We start from the raw sequence: 15,480 nt of genomic DNA on the forward strand, positions 1-15,480 counted from the left end.
GATCGCCCCGCTTGTTCGTGCCGGGGGACGATCATCGTGGCGACCGCGGCACCTCACAGGGGCAGCCAGTCCGTGCCGGTGGTGACCGCGGCCAGCGCGTCGGGAAGCGGCTCGACGCCGAGACCGGGCGCGGTCGGGACCGGAAGGTGGCCGTCCTCCAGCACGAACGGCGGCGTGATGTCCGTGCGGTAGTAGCGATCGGACGCGGACGTGTCGCCGGGCAGCGTGAAGCCGGGCAGCGCGGCCAACGCCACGTTGGCCGCCCGGCCCAGCCCGGTCTCCAGCATGCCGCCCGCCCACACCGGCACGCCGTGCGCCGCGCACACGTCGTGGACGCGGCGCGCTTCGAGGTAGCCGCCGACCCGGCCGGGCTTGATGTTGACGATCGAGCACGCGCCCAGCCGGATCGCGTCCGCCGCCGCCTTCGCCGACGTGATCGACTCGTCCAGGCAGATGGGCGTGGCGAGGGTCCTGGCCAGCTCCGCGTGGCCCAGCACGTCCTCCTCGTCGAGCGGCTGCTCGATCAGTAACAGGCCGAACGGGTCGAGCCGGGCCAGGTGGCGGGCGTTGGCCAGGGTGTAGGCGGTGTTCGCGTCGACCTGGAGCAGCACGTCGTCCCCGAAGCGCTCGCGCACGGCGCGCACCGGCTCCACGTCCCACCCCGGCTGGATCTTGAGCTTGATCCGGACGTAGCCCGCGTCCAGGTACCCGTCGACGGCGTCGAGCAGCTCACCGACCGACCCCATGATCCCGACCGACACCCCGCACGGCACCCGCTCGCGGACGGCGCCCAGCTCGCGGGCCAGCGGCCGGCCCGCCGCCCGCAGCTCGGCGTCGAGCACGGCCATCTCCAGGGCGGCCTTCGCCATCCGGTGGCCCTTGAAGCGGTGCAGCGCCGGCGCGACCATGTTCGCGTCCAGCCGCTCGTGCGCCGCCAGCGCCGGGACGAGGTAGCGGCGCAGCACGTCGGCCGCGCCGTCCACGTACTCGGAGGAGTACAGCGGGTCCGTCAGGGCCACGCACTCGCCCCAGCCCTCCGCCTCGTCGGTGACGGCACGCAGGAGCAGCACGTCGCGGGTCGTCTCGACACCGAACGACGTGCGGAACGGCGCCACGAGCGGCATCCGGACCCGCCGCAGCTCCACCCCGGTCAGCTTCATCGGACCGCCCTCCCGGCGTCACGGTTGCGGGTGAGGACGTACCACCCGGTCCTGTCGAACCCGGCGACGCGGGAACCGCCCGCGATCGCCGGGGCGAGCACCTCACGCATCGCCACCCGCCACTCCTTGCCGTAGCCCGCGTCGGCGGCCCGCAGCTCCTCGATGTCGCGCGGGACGGCCACCAGCAGGGTGTCGCCGTCGAGCGAGCCGGCAACCGGCCCGTCGCGCTCCGAGCGGCCCAGCGCGACCACCGCCCCCGCCGCCAGCTCGGCCTGCACGTCGCACCACCGGAACGACCCGGAGCAGGCCGCGACGACGGCCGGGTCCTCGAGGTCCCACCGCAGCAGCAGGCGGTCGGTCTCGTCACCGCCGTTGATGCCGTCGTGCACTCCGCCGTAGAAGTTGGGCAGGTACTCGACGGGGGCGGCGGCGAGCTTGACCAGGTTGAAGTACGCGTTGCGGCGGACGAGCGGGTCGAACGTCCAGGTGACCGCCGAGACCCCCCGCCGCAGCGCCCACGCACGCTGGTGCAGCTTCAGCGCGTACCCGACGTGGCGGCCGCGCCCGGACGCGGCCACGCCGGCGATGTGACTGTGCATCATCCCGTCAGCGGGCGCGCCGAAGAAGCCGACGCAGGCACCCACCAGCTCCGCCCCGTCGAACGCGCCCGCGACGTAGTTCCCGCCCTTCGCGAGCGCACGCAGCAGCTCGGTGGTCACCGGCGGGTTGGCCGGGTCCGGCCGCCAGATCGCGTCGTAGAGCCGGTAGACCGCCTCCAGCCCGGCAAGGTCGGCGATCTCCCGCATCCGCACGCCTGCCGTGGCCGCGGCCGCCTCGGCTGCCACCCGTGCCGGCGTGGACGCGTCGTCTGCTCCGCCGTCGATGCTCATGGTTGCGCCCGGGTCCGTGCTCGTCCGCGCGCCGCACCGCCCGGGGACCCGGCGAGCAGGTCGTCCACCAGCGCGGCGACGAGCGCGGCGCGCCCCGGCAGGTCGGCGACGACGACGTGCTCGTCGTCGGCGTGCGCTCCCCCGCCCGTTGCGCCGAGCCCGTCCAGCGTGGGCGTGCCGACGCCCGCGGTGAAGTTGCCGTCCGAACCGCCGCCCACCGCGGCGCGGGCCGGCGGCGGCAGCCCGAGCTCGGCGGCCAGCCGGACCGCGCGCCCGAACGGCTCCTCCGACGCCGCGGCCGCGAGCGGGGGACGGTTCGGGCCACCCGTCACCTCGACGCGCGCGCCGGGCAGCACCGGTCGCAGCGCGCGGATCCCGGCGTCCACCCGCCGCTGCTCGGCGGTGTCCCGGACGCGGACGTCGACCGTCACCTCGCCCGATGCGGCGACCGTGTTCGAGGCGGACCCGGCCGACATGAGGGTCGGGGTGACCGTCGTGCCGCGCCCGGGATCGGCCAGTGCGTGCACGGCGAGCAGCTGGTGGGCCAGCTCGACGGTCGCGTTGATCCCGCGTTCGGGTTCGAGCCCGGCGTGGGCGGCGCGGCCGGTGACGGTGATCCGGTACAGCGACACGCCCTTGCGCTCCGTCTTGAGCGCACCCCCGTCGGCCGCGGCCTCCAGCACGAGCGCCGCGGCACACCCGGCCGCGTCGGCCTCCACGAGCACGCGCGACGTGGGCGAGCCCAGCTCCTCGTCGCCGGTGACGAGGAGCGTCACCCCGGGACGCCCGGGTGCCGTCGCCCCCGCCAGCTGCAGCGCGTGCATCCCGACGACCAGCCCGGCCTTCATGTCGAAGCAGCCCGGCCCCCGCAGCACCCCGGCGTCGACGCGGAACGGGTGGGTGGCGAGCGAGCCGACCGGCCACACGGTGTCGTGGTGGCCGAGCAGCAGCACCCGCGGCGGGCCCTCGCCCAGCCGCCAGCGCAGGTGGCTGCGGCCCTCGGCGACGAGCCGCTCGGGCGCCACGCCGAGCACCCGCGTGCCGACCCGCGCCACGGCGTCGGCGCTCGCCGCGACCGCGGCCAGGTCGGCCGACGGCGACTCGCACGTCACCAGCTCCTCGATGTCGGCGAGCATCCCGGGGAGCGCGGCGTGCATGCGCGCGACGAACGTGGTGCGGTCCGGGCCGTCCCGCACCGTCTCGGAGCCCGGCACTCAGCTCACCCTCGGGGTGGCGCGCGCACCGAAGTGCACGTACCGCTGGCCGGTGGGCAGCTCGTAGAACGTCACGGGGAACCAGCTCTGCACCGAGCCGGGCAACTGCACCAGGAACAGGTTCTCCTCGACCGGCACCAGCGCGTACTCCTGCGTCTCCTCGGGGACCAGCTCGGCGAGTGGGCCGATCACCGTCGTCCGCATCACGGGCCCGTCCGGGCCTTCGGCGACCTCGACCCGGACGCCCGCCCGCTCGTAGGTGCCCACGTGCCGGGACACGTCCACGGACACGGGCTCGGCCGGCGGGGTGGGCAGCCGGGGCAGCTCGACGTCGACGAGCTCGGCGAAGATCTCACGGTAGAGGTCTTCGTGCAGGTCACGGTTGTTGCCGCCGTTGGTGAGCAGCGCGACGGCGAACCCGTGGGACGGCAGCAGCTCCAGGAAGGCCGCCTGCCCGACCGTGTTGCCGCCGTGCCCGATGACGCGGTGGCCGCCCCAGTCGTTCCGGATCCACCCGAGACCCCACGAGTCGCCGAGCGTGTGCTTGTCGGGCAGGTCGGCCTGCTTGGACGCCATCTCCGCGGCGGCCTCCTCGCTGAGCAGCCGGGTGCCGTCGGGCGCGAGGCCACCGGTCAGGTGCAGGCGGGCGAAGCCGAGCAGGTCGGCGACGGTCGAGTTGATCAGACCGGCCGGACCCGCCGACCGCTGGAGCGTCCAGACAGGAGCCCGCACGGGGTCGGTGCCGGGCTCGCCGATGTGCCCCACCGCGGCCCGGTGCAGCAGCGCCTCCTCCGGCAGCGTGCTCGTGCGCCGCAGCCCCAGCGGCTCGAAGATCCGCTTGCGTACCGCCTCGTCCCACGTGCCGCCGATGATCTTCTCGATCACCCGCCCGGCCAGCGAGAACCCCGAGTTGCAGTACGACCAGGTGGCGCCGAGCGGGTGGCTCTGCGCCACGTCGACGAGCTGCGCCACGTACTTCTCGAGGTTGTCGTCGCCGCGGCCGGTGTCGGTGAAGACGTCACCGTCGATCCCGCTGGTGTGGGTCAGCAGGTGCCGCATCGTCACCCCCTTCGTAGCGTCCGGGTCGGCGAGCCGCAGCTCGGGCAGCACCTCGACGATCGGCGCGTCGAGGTCCAGCAGGCCCTCGTCGACGAGCTGCATCACGATGGTCGTCGTCCAGACCTTGGTGATCGACCCGATCTGGAACACCGAGTCGGGTGTGGTCCCGACACCGGTATCGACGTTCAGCACGCCGTGTGCGGCCTCGACGAGCTCGTCGTCACCGCCGGGGTGCAGGCGCAGGATCCCGAGGGTGGCGCCAGGGACACCGTAGCGCGCGGCCAGCGCGGTGAGCCGCCGCTGCCAGTGCGCGGCGTCGATGCGCGGGCGGCGCGGACCGGTGGCGTCCCCGGCGTACTGCTCCACCCAGTCGAGGACCCGGCGGTTGAAATCGGTCCGGTGCGACGGGCGGCCGTCGAGGATGAAGATGTGCGAGCCCTCCGGGTAGAGCACCAGCCGGGTCGGGACGCCCTGCTCCCGCAGTGCCGTGTGCCACTGCTGGGCCTGGCCGACCGGGCAGAGCAGGTCGGCCCCGCCGTGCACGATCAGCGTCGGCGTGCGCACCCGGTCGATGTGGGTCAGCGGGGACATCGCGGCGTACCGCTCGCTGCCCTCCCCCCACGGGCGCGCGCCCAGCTCGTACTCGCTGAGGAAGTGCCCCTCGTCGGAGGTGCCTGCCATGCTCGTGAGGTCGGTGACCACGCCACCGGCCACAGCGGCGGCGAAGCGGTCGTCGCGGCTGGTCAGGTAGCAGGTCATGAAGCCGCCGTAGCTGTAGCCGGCCACGGCGAGCCGCCGCGGGTCGGCGGTCCCGTCGGCGACGAGGTCGTCGAGCGGCTCCAGGAAGTCCTTCGCGTCGGCCTCGCCCCACCCGCCGCGGACCGCGTCGAAGAACTGCTCGCCGTAGCCGTCGCTGCCGCGCGGGTTGAGCAGCAGCACCGTCCAGCCGCGGGCGACCAGCTCCTGGTGGTAGAGGTGCACCTCGTCGGCAGCGGCGTTCCACGCGTTGTGCGGGCCGCCGTGGACGTCCAGCAGCAGCGGCTGCGGCCCCGGTTCGGCGGCCGGGTCCCGGATCAGCCAGCCCTGCACGACGGTGCCGTCGGAGATCGTGAACTCCCGCTCCTCCCGGGCGAAGAGCTCGACGTCCGCGAGGTCCGCGCCGTGATCGGTCCGGACGGTCTCCGCGCCGGTGGCGAGGTCGACCGCGACGATCTCGCCGAAGGACGTCGGCGTGCCCAGCGCCACGACGGCCACGCCGCCCGCCACGGAGAGGCCCTGCACGTTGCGCCCGGCCCCGCCGAGCACCGGTCGCGGGGTACCGCCGTCGACAGGCACGGAGTAGAGGTGCGTGCAGCCCCGCTCCCTGGCGCAGAACAGCACGGTGGCGCCCTCGTCCACGAGCTGGGGAAGCGCGCCCGGGTAGGCGGGGCCGCCCGGCATCACGTTGCGGTCCAGCGGTGCGGTGAGGTCCACCGGGTCGCCACCGTCGAGCGGCAGCCGCAGCAGCCGGTTGTGGCCGGTCGGTGCTCCGGTCGTGCCCACGACGAGCAGCGCCGACCCGTCGGCGGTCCATCCGACCGGCCCGCCGACCCCCTCGGTCAGGCCGACCGGTTCGGGGGTGGTGGCGACGGCAGTGACGTCGAGGACGTGCACCGGCACCCGCAGCACCAGGTCCGCGTCCCGGGCGGTCGCCGCGGAGAACGCCAGCCGCGTGCTGTCGGGCGACCAGGACGGGCGCCCGGCGTGCCAGTCCCCGTCGGTGACACGGCGGCACCGCCGGGTGTCGAGGTCGAGCACGTGCAGGTGGGTGCGCACCGAGCGCAGCAGCCCGGCGCCGTCGGCCTGGAGGTCGAGGCGGTCGGCCACCACGGGCGCGGTGTCCCGCCGGGCGCGCGCCTCGTCGCTCTCCCCGGCGTCGGCGGCGAGGTCGACGGCGGCGGCGAACGCGATCCGCGTGCCGTCCGGGCTCCACACCGGCGCCCCGGCGCCCATCGGCAGTGTGGTCAGTGGCTCGGGCTCGCCACCCCTGACGTCGAGCAGCCACACCTGCGGGGCCCCGTGGGCGGTGCGCAGGAACGCGACGTGGGTGCCGTCGGGCGACCACGCGGGCGCCGTGTCGGCGGGACCGCGGGTGAGCCTGCGGGGCCGCCCGTCGCGGGCGCCGACGCCCCAGATCTCCCGGACGGTGCGGTCGGCGTCGGCGTCGGTCGTGCGCAGGACGTAGACGACCTGGCTGCCGTCCGGGGACAGCGCGGGCTGCTCCGGCACGGCGATCGTCGTGAGGTCGTCGATCAGCTGGCGTCGGGTCACCGGGTGCTCCTCGGATCGATGGCGGCGTCGACGGGAACGTCGACGCGCTCTGCGTGCTCGGTGGTGTCGGGCGCCGCGAAGTGGCACGCGGCGCGGTGGCGGTGGCCGTCGGCCACGGGCTCGGTGGTCCGGCAGACCTCGCGGTCGGCGAGCACCAGCGGACCCTGGGGGCAGCGGCGGTGGAACCGGCACCCGGTCGGCGGATGGTGGGGGTCGGCCGGCTCCCCGTCGAGCACGGCGGGTGGCGCCGCGACGGGTGCGGTCACCGCGGCGAGCAGCTCGCGGGTGTAGGGGTGCTGCGGGTCCAGGAGGACGTCGCCGGCGGCCCCGTACTCGACGATGCGTCCGAGGTGCATCACCGCGATGTAGTCGCTGACGTACCGCACGACGGCCAGGTCGTGCGAGATGAACAGCATGGAGAGCGCGAGCTGCCGCTGCAGGTCGCGGACCAGGTTCAGCACCGTGCCCTGTACGGAGACGTCCAGCGCCGAGGTGATCTCGTCGGCGATCACCACGTCCGGGCGCCCGGCCAGCGCTCTGGCCAGCGCGACCCGCTGGCGCTGCCCCCCGGACAGCTGCGCCGGGTACGTGCCGGCGCGGTCGGCGGGCAGGGCGACCAGGTCGAGCAGCCGGGCGACCTCGGCCTGGCGGGCGGCCCGGCCGCGCACGCTGCCGTGGGGCAGCGCCTCCGCGATCGACGCGCCGACGGTCATGCGGGGGTCCAGCGAGGAGTACGGGTCCTGGAACACCATCTGGAGCGGGCGGCGACCCCGGGTGTGGTGCCGCAGCGGTTGCCCGTCCAGCAGGATGGCACCGCCCGCGATCGGGGTCAGACCGACCGCGGCCCGCGCGAGCGTCGACTTGCCCGACCCGGACTCGCCGACGAGGCCGACGACCGACCCGGCCGGGACCGTGAGGTCCACGCGTTCGACCGCGGTCAGGCCACGCCTGCGGCCGCCGAACCGGACGGTGACGTCCTTCAGGCGCAGCTCACTCATGGACACCGCCGATCCGGACGGCGACGGGCGCGCCCGGCCGCCCCGCGACGTCGGCGTGCCAGCACGCGACCCGCCGGCCGCGGTCGTCGGCCAGGAGCGGCGGTTCGACGTCCCGGCAGCGATCGTCGGCGAGGCCGCAGCGCGGGGCGAACGCGCAGCCGGCCGGCCACCGGGCGGGGTCGGGCGGGCGACCGGGGATGACGGCGAGCGGCCGCTCCCGGTCGGTCGTCATGTCCGGCACCGCCGCGAGAAGGGCCCGCGTGTAGGGGTGCCGGGCCGAGGTGCGCAGCTCGGCGGCGGGGAGATCCTCGACGATGCGCCCCGCGTACATGACGAGCACGCGGGCACACGTCTCGCGGACGACGCCGATGTCGTGGCTGATCAGCAGGACCGCGACGTCGTCGGCGGCGCGGACCGCGTCCAGCAGCGCCAGCACCTGCCGCTGCACGGTGGCGTCGAGCGCGGTGGTGGGCTCGTCGGCGATGAGGAGCGCGGGGCTGCCCATCAGGCCCATCCCGATCATCGCCCGCTGCCGCATGCCGCCGGAGAACTCGTGCGGGTACTGCGCCGCGCGCCGCGCCGCCCCCGGGATCCGGACGGCGCGCAGCCGGTCGACGGCGTGCGCCCACGCCCGCCTGCGGTCCATGCCCTGGTGCTGCTCGGCCACCTCCGCGAGCTGGCGCCCGATCCGCATCGCCGGGTTGAACGAGGTCATCGGGTCCTGGAAGACCAGCGCCAACGAGGTGCCCAGCAGCCGCCGCACCTCCCGCGACCGCGCCGTCGTCAGGTCCTCGCCCAGGAACTCCAGGCGGTCGGCATGCACCCGCCCCGGGTCGTCGACGAGCCTCGCGATCGCCAGTGCGGTGAGGCTCTTGCCCGACCCGGACTCGCCCACGATCCCGACGGTCTCACCGCGCCGCATCGTCAGGCTCACCCCGCGCAGCGGGGTGACGGGGCCGTCCGGGCCGGGGAAGCCGACCCGCAGGTTCTCCACCACGAGCACGGCGTCCTCGTCTGCGGGCACCGCCACCGGCGAGGCCAGGTCCGGGCCGAGGTCCGCGCCGACGTCCCGGCCGGGGCGCACGACCGGGGCGCGCATCCCCACGCCCTTCGCGATCGCCTCGCCGCACAGGTTGAACGCCAGCCCCGCGACCACCACCGCGGCCCCGGGGACCAGTGCCGCGGCCGGGTTGGCGTAGATGCCGCTGAGCCCGTCGCCCAGCATCCGTCCCCAGTCGTAGGCGGGAGCCTGCACGCCCATGCCGAGGAACGACAGCCCCGCGAACGCCAGCAGGCACGAGCCGGCCGTCATCGTCGCGTTGATCACGAGCGGCTCGGCGATGTTGGGCAGGACGTGCCGGGTGAGCAGCCGGACCCGCCCGACGCCGGCGAGGCGCGCCGCCGCCACGAAGTCGCGCCCGGCGACCCCGGCCACCAGGGTCTGGGTGAGCCGGGCGAAGCCGGGCGCGACGGCGACCCCGATCGCCAGCAGCGCCCCGCTCGTGCCCACCCCGAACACCACCGCGAAGAACAGGGCGAGCAGCAGGCCGGGAAAGGCGACGGCGATGTTCACCGCTGCGGTGACCCACCGGCCCGCGCGGCTGCCGAGCAGCACCGGCGCCGACCCGAGCAGGATGCCGGCCAGCACCCCGATCGCGGTCGCGAGCAGCGCCAGCACGACCGACAGCCGGGTCGCGACGAGGACCCGGGAGAGGATGTCGCGCCCGAGTGCGTCGGTGCCGGCCCAGTGCGCGGCGGAGGGGCCCTGCAGGATCCGGGTGGTGTCCGGGGCGTCGGCCGCGCCGGACCAGAGCACCGGGGCCACCACGGCGAGCAGCAGTACGGCCGCCAGCAGCACCTCCGCGGTCACGCCCAACGGGCTGCGCAGCGCCCCGGCCCACCGGGCCGCCGACCGTGACTCCACCGCTCAGCCCTCCCGGATCGTCGAACGCGGGTCGAGCAGCGCGAGCGCCACATCGACCAGGAGGTTCACCAGCAGCACACCCGCGCCGTAGACGAGCACGACGCCCTGGGCGACCGGGTAGTCCCGGCCCACGATCGAGGCGACCATCGAGCTGCCCAGCCCCGGCCACGCGAACACGCTCTCCACCAGCACCGTGCCGACGACCAGCGAGCTCAACATCAGCCCGCCGAGCGTCAGGGTCGCGGTGAGCGCGTTCGGCAGGGCGTGCCGAGCCAGCACGAGCCGGTCCGGCAGCCGCTTGGCCCGCGCCGTGCGGATGAAGTCGGCCTGCAGCACGGTGAGCGTCTCCACCCGCACGATCCGGGCGAGCACCGCCGCCGGGCCGAGCGCGAGCGCCATGACCGGCAGCACGTAGGAGGCGGGACCGGACTGCCCCGCGACCGGCACCCAGCCGAGCCGGACGCCGAACACGTAGACCAGCCCGACTGCCAGCAGGAACTCCGGGACGGCCGCGACCACGACGCTGGTGCCCGTGAACCCGAGCTCGGCCCGGCGGCGCCGGCCGCCGCGGGTCAGCACCGCCATCCCGAGCCCGAGCGGAACGGCGACGAGCACGGCCAGCCCGAACGCGTAGACCGCGATCTCGACGGTGGCGAGCAGGCGGTCCCCGATGATCGTCGACACCGGCAGCCCGGAGGTCAGCGACGTGCCCATCTCCCCGGTGAACAGGCCCCGGACGTACCTCCCGTACTGCAGCCATAGCGGGGCGTCGAGGCCCAGCGCGGCCCGGCGCGCGGCCACCAGCTCCACCGATGCGGTGGCCCCCAGCGCGGCCCGCACCGGGTCGCCGGGGATCAGGTGGAGCATCAGGAACGCCGCGGTGACCAGCACCCACACCGACACCAGCAAGCGGCCGGACCTGCGGAGCGCGAAGCGCAGCCACCCGTTCCCGGTGCGGCCCGCAGCGCCGGGGACGCCGGCGGTCGCGGTCGTCACCGGGTCAGCCGGTGAATCGGATCGTGGCAGGCGCGACGCTGCCGTCGCTCAGCTCGAACGTCACGCCGCGCCCGAACACCGGTCTCGTGGCGTCCGCGAACGGCACGACGTCCACGTTCCGCAGCAGCTCCCGTTCCGCCTCGGCCCACCTGTCGCAACCGTCCGAGCCGGGGATCGCGGCCGCCGCCTGGGCCTCGGCCGTGTAGCCGGCGTTCTGGATGTGGGCGAAGTTCGTGCCGCCGGGCGGCGTCGGACCGGAGAGGAACGGCACCAGCTGGCTGGGCAGCGACACACTCAGCGGGATGAAGGCGGCGTCCCAGTCGGCCTGCCCGGACACGAGCTGCCCGGTCTCGGCGTCCGCGCCACCCCGCAGCGTGACGTCCACGCCGACGGCGGCCCAGGCCTGCTGCAGCAGCTCGGCAGTGGCCTGCATGCCCGGGAGCACCGAGGTCGGGTAGAAGACCGACATCGACAGCCGCCGGCCGTCCCGCGTGCGCACTCCGTCCGGTCCGGCCGGGAAGCCTGCGGCGTCGAGGCCGGCCCGCGCCGCGTCGAGGTCGAGTGCCGGCAGGTTCGCGGCCACCCCGCCGGTGCTGCACGGGCCCCGGCCGGTGGACACGAGCCCACTCGACGGCAGGCCCGCCCCGCTGGTCAGCACCTGCCCGAGCTGGCCGAGGTCCAGTGCCTGCGTCAGCGCCCGCCGGACCGCCGGGTCGGCGGTGGGCCGCCCTGCCTCCTGGTTGAACCACAGCTCGCCTGCCGGGGCGAGCGCGTCCCGCACGAACAGCCCCATGCCCTGCAGGCGCTGCCGGTCGGGGCCCAGCACCGCCGCGGCCTGCACCTCACCGGAGGCGAGCAGGTTGGCAGCGGTGGTCTCGTTGGCCACGACGCGCAGCACGACCTTGTCCGGCAGCCCCGGCTGGTCGGGGCGCCAGTCGCCGGGACCCCAGGCGTACTCCGGCCGCCGGGTCAGCGTGTAGTGGTCGCCGGGCACGGCCTCGGTCATCGTGTACATCCCGCTGCCGACGGCGCCGCGGGCGAGCAGGCTCCGGTCGGCCATCCCCTTCGGGCACACGATCTGCAGGCCGCCGACGGTGCGGCTGAGGAAGGCGTCCGGCACCGGCGACGTGACGGTCACGGTGCGCGCCGCGTCGTCACCGGTGGCGCTCGCCCCGGGTGGCACGAAGATGCCCACGCGGGTGGAGGCGTTCCGGGTGTCGCCGACGAAGCTGATGTTCGCCGCCACGTCCGATGCCGTCAGCGGGGTGCCGTCCGAGCACGTGACGCCCTCGCGCAGGGTGTACGTCGCCGTGGTCGTGGTCGCCTCCCACTTCTCGGCGAGGCCCGCCACCATCTCGCCCTTCTCGTCGATGTCGACCAGCGAGTCGTAGAGGAACTGCCCCACCTGGAACGCGCTCGACAGCGACGTGAAGTGCGGGTCGAGGTTGCCGGGGTCGGCGGGCAGCACCATCACGAACGTGCCGCCGTCCGCGGCCCCTCCTCCGGTGGCCGTGCCGCCGCTGCCGCACGCGGCAAGGGTCAGCGCCAGCGCGCCGGCTGCCGCGAGGGCCGCGGAAGATCGCATCGTGCCTCCACTCAAGATCGGGTGGATGCGGAGCATGCCGGGACGAGTCGCGGCTGTCCTGGTCGCGGCGCACGAATCGGAACCGTCTTTCTCGTCCGCCACGATGAACGACGCCGGAGTCCTACCCGTCGACGATGCGGTTCCTGCCGTCCGCTGCCGCCGTCACAGTCGGCCGGCCCTGGCGAGGGAGCCCACGACGAGCGCCGCGAGCGTCTCCCGCAGCGACTCCTCGAAGTTCCCGCGCAGCGCTTCCAGGGAGGGGTCGGCCGCGTACGCGGCGAGCATGCTCGGCGCGGGCCGGTTGTGGGTCCAGACGGCCCCGCTGACCATCAGGACCCGCCCGCACAGCACGAACGCCCCGTCGCCGAGCTCGGGCAGGTAGTCGCGCAGCAGGTCGGCCAGGCGGGCGACCCCGGCGATGGTCGCCCGCTTGTACCGGGCGGCCACGTCCGGGGAGACGTTGTGCTCCAGGACGCCGGCCTGGGCACTCAGCAGGTCGCACAGCACCGCCCGGCGCGCGAGCGACCCGCTCAGCACCGCGGCGACCCGCTCGGCGCGCTCGCGGGCGCCGGCCTCGGGGTCGATCTCACCCGTGAACTCCCCGGGCAGATCGGCGACCCAGGCGTTCCAGGCGCTGTCGAGCAGTTCGAGCAGGATCGCCTCGCGCGACTCGAAGTAGCGCAGGACGTTCGACTTCGCCAGGCCGACGCGGCGGCTCAGCTCGTTGAGGCTCACCTCGTGGACGGGCATCTCCTCGAGCATCGACGCCACGGTGCGCAGGATCGTCCGTCGCCGGAGCTCGCGCTGCTCCTCGCTGCGGGCGCGCTGGAACGTGGGCACCCCCACAGATTACAGACCGTCGGTGCTTTGACAGGAGACCGCCGGTCTCTTAGCGTGGGACGTACAAGAGACCGCCGGTCTGAAAGGAAGCAGCGATGTCCCCAGCAGCAATGCCCCAGGTCTGGTTCGTCACAGGAAGCTCGCGCGGTCTCGGCCGCGCGGTCGTGGAGGCGGCGCTCGACGCGGGCGACCGCGTGGTCGCCACCGCCCGCAAGCCCGAGCAGCTCGACGACCTCGTCGCCCGGTACGGCGACCGGCTGCTCCCCGTGGCGCTCGACGTCACCTCGGCCGCCGCCGTCGAGCAGGCGGTGCAGGCCGGGTTCGAGCGGTTCGGCCGCTACGACGTGGTGGTCAACAACGCCGGATACGCCGACATGGCGTCCGTCGAGGACACGACGCCCGAGTCGTTCCGCGCGCAGATCGAGACCAACTTCCTCGGCCTCGTGTCCGTCACCAGGGCGGTGCTGCCGATCCTGCGGGAGCAGGGCTCCGGCCACGTCTTCCAGGTGTCGTCCCTCGGCGGCCGGCTCGGTACGCCCGGCCTGTCCGCCTACCAGAGCGCGAAGTGGGCGACCGGCGGCTTCTCGACGGTGCTCGCCCAGGAGGTGGCCCCGCTGGGCATCAAGGTCACGGTGCTCGAGCCGGGCGGGATGACGACCGACTGGGCCGGCTCGTCGATGACGGTCCCCCCGGTCAGCGAGCCCTACCGGCCGACCGTCGGCGCCGTCACCGCCCACATCAGGGCGGCGACGACCGTGGCGGAGACCGACCCCCGCAAGGTCGCGCAGGTGATCCGGACGCTCGCGGGCCGCGAGGACGCCCCGCTCCGCCTCGTACTGGGCGCCCAGGCCTACGCCATGGCCCAGGAGAGCGCCCGCACCCTCGCCGAGTCGGACGAGAGGTGGCGCGAGCTCTCCGAGTCCGTCGTCGCCTGAGTCCCCGGCGACCCGGCCAGAGCGGGGCGCCCGTACCCCCGCGAGTCGCCCGGTTTCCGCGTGCGAGTCGCCCGCCTGGGGCCACATGATCGCCACGAGACCCGCCTTTCGGCCCTTCCAAGGGCCAAGAGCCACATCTCGGAACGAGCATCCCGGCTCCCGCCCGGGCGACTCGCCGACGCCAAACGGGCGACTCGCGCGTGCGAAACGGGCGACTCGCGGGGGCCGGCCGGCGCGCGCCCCGGGCGGGCGCCGTCCGAGGGCGCGTCCCGCCGGTGGTCCAGGATGCTGCAGTGCTCATCACGGTCGCAGGCGTCCCGGCGCATCCACTCCTCGTCCATGCGGTGGTGGTTCTGATCCCACTCGCCGTGCTCGGCGCCGTCGTTCTCGCGGTGCGACCGGCGTGGGTCCGGCCGTACGGGCTGCTCGTCGCCGCGGGCGCGCTGGCGGGGGCCGTGACGGCGACGCTGGCGAAGCTCGCGGGCGACCAACTGGAGGCGGCGATCGACGTCACCGCGGAGTTCGCGCCGGTGATCGCGCAGCACGGGCAGTTCGGTCTGTTCACGGTCGTGGCGGCGTGGCCGTTCGCGGTGCTCGCGATCGCAGCGGCCGTGCTGGGGCGCCGGAAGAGCGGTTCGGCGGCTCGGGTCGTCGGTGCGCTGTCGGCGGTCTCCGGGCTGGTCGCGGTCACCCTCACGGTCCTCGCCGGGCACTCGGGCGCGGCGGCCGTCTGGGGCTCCGTCGCGGGCTGACCCGTTCTGGATCTTCCGCCACGCGGGCCCCGAGTAGGGTCTCCGCATGCTCCGCCGCGTGCGCGGGATCGCGCGATCCCTGGCCATGTACCACGGGGTGCCGGGCAGGCACCGACGGATGGTGCGGTTCTACGGCCAGTTCCTCGGGCCGGGGGACATCGCCTTCGACATCGGTGCCCACGTGGGAAGCCGGGTGCGCGCGTGGCGGAAGCTGGGGGCGCGGGTGATCGCGGTCGAGCCGCAGCCCGACTGCCTGCGCGTCCTGCGCCTGTTCTTCGGCCGCGACCGGGGGGTGACGATCGTGCCGGAGGCTGTCGGGGCCCGGGCGGGGCGGGCACAGCTGGGCCTGTCCACCGCGACACCCACGGTCTCCTCGATGTCACGTGACTGGATCGAGTCGGTCACCACCGACAGCAGCTTCGCCCGGGTGCGTTGGGACCGCGCGGTCGAGGTGGAGGTGGCGACCCTCGACGACCTCATCGCGACCCACGGCGAGCCGGCCTTCTGCAAGATCGACGTCGAGGGCTTCGAGGTCGACGTGCTCCGCGGGCTCACCCGGCCGCTGCGCGGGTTGTCCTTCGAGTACCTGCCGCCTGCGCACGACGCCGCGCTCGCCGCGCTGGACCTCGTGGAACAGCTCGGAGCCGCGGCGGGCGGGTACGAGTACAACTACTCGCCCATCGAGACCATGCGGTTCGCCGGCGACCGCTGGCTCGACGCGGCCGAACTGGTGTCGCTGCTCGAACGCTTCCGGCCGCTGGGCCGGTCCGGGGACGTGTACGCCCGCCTGGTCCGGCCGGCCGCAGCGGCCTGACCG

At 74.8% G+C, this 15,480-nt stretch carries 12 protein-coding genes; 3 read left to right on the plus strand and 9 right to left on the minus strand.

The window, feature by feature from the left end; all coding sequences use genetic code 11:
- Window positions 1–53 precede the first annotated feature (53 nt).
- The 9 genes from menC to ACQPZA_RS30640 form a co-directional block, all read right to left on the minus strand.
- Window positions 54–1,160: an o-succinylbenzoate synthase gene (menC, locus tag ACQPZA_RS30600; RefSeq protein WP_433275562.1), complete on the minus strand. Its 1,107-nt coding sequence runs from the start codon at window positions 1,158–1,160 to the stop codon at window positions 54–56.
- On the minus strand, window positions 1,157–2,050 hold the full coding sequence (locus ACQPZA_RS30605; protein ID WP_433275563.1) for a GNAT family N-acetyltransferase: 894 nt from the start codon (window positions 2,048–2,050) through the stop codon (window positions 1,157–1,159). The genes menC and ACQPZA_RS30605 overlap by 4 nt, the downstream gene beginning before the upstream one ends.
- Window positions 2,047–3,186, minus strand: a complete 1,140-nt coding sequence (locus tag ACQPZA_RS30610; RefSeq protein WP_433283059.1) for a M20/M25/M40 family metallo-hydrolase — start codon at window positions 3,184–3,186, stop codon at window positions 2,047–2,049. Before ACQPZA_RS30610 ends, ACQPZA_RS30605 begins: the two co-directional genes overlap by 4 nt.
- A gap of 78 nt (window positions 3,187–3,264) precedes the next feature.
- Entirely contained in the window at window positions 3,265–6,633 is a 3,369-nt protein-coding gene (locus ACQPZA_RS30615; protein WP_433275564.1) for a serine hydrolase, read from the minus strand.
- Entirely contained in the window at window positions 6,630–7,631 is a 1,002-nt protein-coding gene (locus ACQPZA_RS30620) for an ABC transporter ATP-binding protein (RefSeq protein ID WP_433275565.1), read from the minus strand. The genes ACQPZA_RS30615 and ACQPZA_RS30620 overlap by 4 nt, the downstream gene beginning before the upstream one ends.
- Entirely contained in the window at window positions 7,624–9,555 is a 1,932-nt protein-coding gene (locus ACQPZA_RS30625) for a dipeptide/oligopeptide/nickel ABC transporter permease/ATP-binding protein (protein WP_433275566.1), read from the minus strand. Before ACQPZA_RS30625 ends, ACQPZA_RS30620 begins: the two co-directional genes overlap by 8 nt.
- A gap of 3 nt (window positions 9,556–9,558) precedes the next feature.
- Complete coding sequence (locus ACQPZA_RS30630; RefSeq protein ID WP_433275567.1) at window positions 9,559–10,551, minus strand: ABC transporter permease; 993 nt, start codon at window positions 10,549–10,551, stop codon at window positions 9,559–9,561.
- A 4-nt stretch (window positions 10,552–10,555) separates the two neighbouring features.
- Window positions 10,556–12,136 carry an ABC transporter substrate-binding protein gene (locus ACQPZA_RS30635; RefSeq protein ID WP_433275568.1) on the minus strand — a complete coding sequence of 527 codons (1,581 nt, stop codon included), beginning with the start codon at window positions 12,134–12,136 and terminating at the stop codon, window positions 10,556–10,558.
- 162 nt (window positions 12,137–12,298) lie between these two features.
- Window positions 12,299–12,976, minus strand: a complete 678-nt coding sequence (locus ACQPZA_RS30640) for a TetR/AcrR family transcriptional regulator (RefSeq protein ID WP_433275569.1) — start codon at window positions 12,974–12,976, stop codon at window positions 12,299–12,301.
- A gap of 95 nt (window positions 12,977–13,071) precedes the next feature.
- On the opposite strand from ACQPZA_RS30640, the gene ACQPZA_RS30645 reads away from it, so the two are divergent.
- The 3 genes from ACQPZA_RS30645 (at window position 13,072) to ACQPZA_RS30655 (ending at window position 15,477) form a co-directional block, all read left to right on the plus strand.
- Window positions 13,072–13,911: an SDR family NAD(P)-dependent oxidoreductase gene (locus tag ACQPZA_RS30645; RefSeq protein ID WP_433275570.1), complete on the plus strand. Its 840-nt coding sequence runs from the start codon at window positions 13,072–13,074 to the stop codon at window positions 13,909–13,911.
- A gap of 293 nt (window positions 13,912–14,204) precedes the next feature.
- Window positions 14,205–14,663 (plus strand): DUF2231 domain-containing protein, encoded by a 459-nt coding sequence (locus ACQPZA_RS30650; RefSeq protein WP_433275571.1) that lies wholly within the window; start codon window positions 14,205–14,207, stop codon window positions 14,661–14,663.
- A 46-nt stretch (window positions 14,664–14,709) separates the two neighbouring features.
- Window positions 14,710–15,477 (plus strand): FkbM family methyltransferase, encoded by a 768-nt coding sequence (locus ACQPZA_RS30655; RefSeq protein ID WP_169399361.1) that lies wholly within the window; start codon window positions 14,710–14,712, stop codon window positions 15,475–15,477.
- Window positions 15,478–15,480: the final 3 nt, after the last annotated feature.

Source organism: Pseudonocardia xinjiangensis (assembly GCF_050948425.1).
In the GTDB taxonomy this organism is placed as follows: domain Bacteria; phylum Actinomycetota; class Actinomycetes; order Mycobacteriales; family Pseudonocardiaceae; genus Pseudonocardia; species Pseudonocardia xinjiangensis.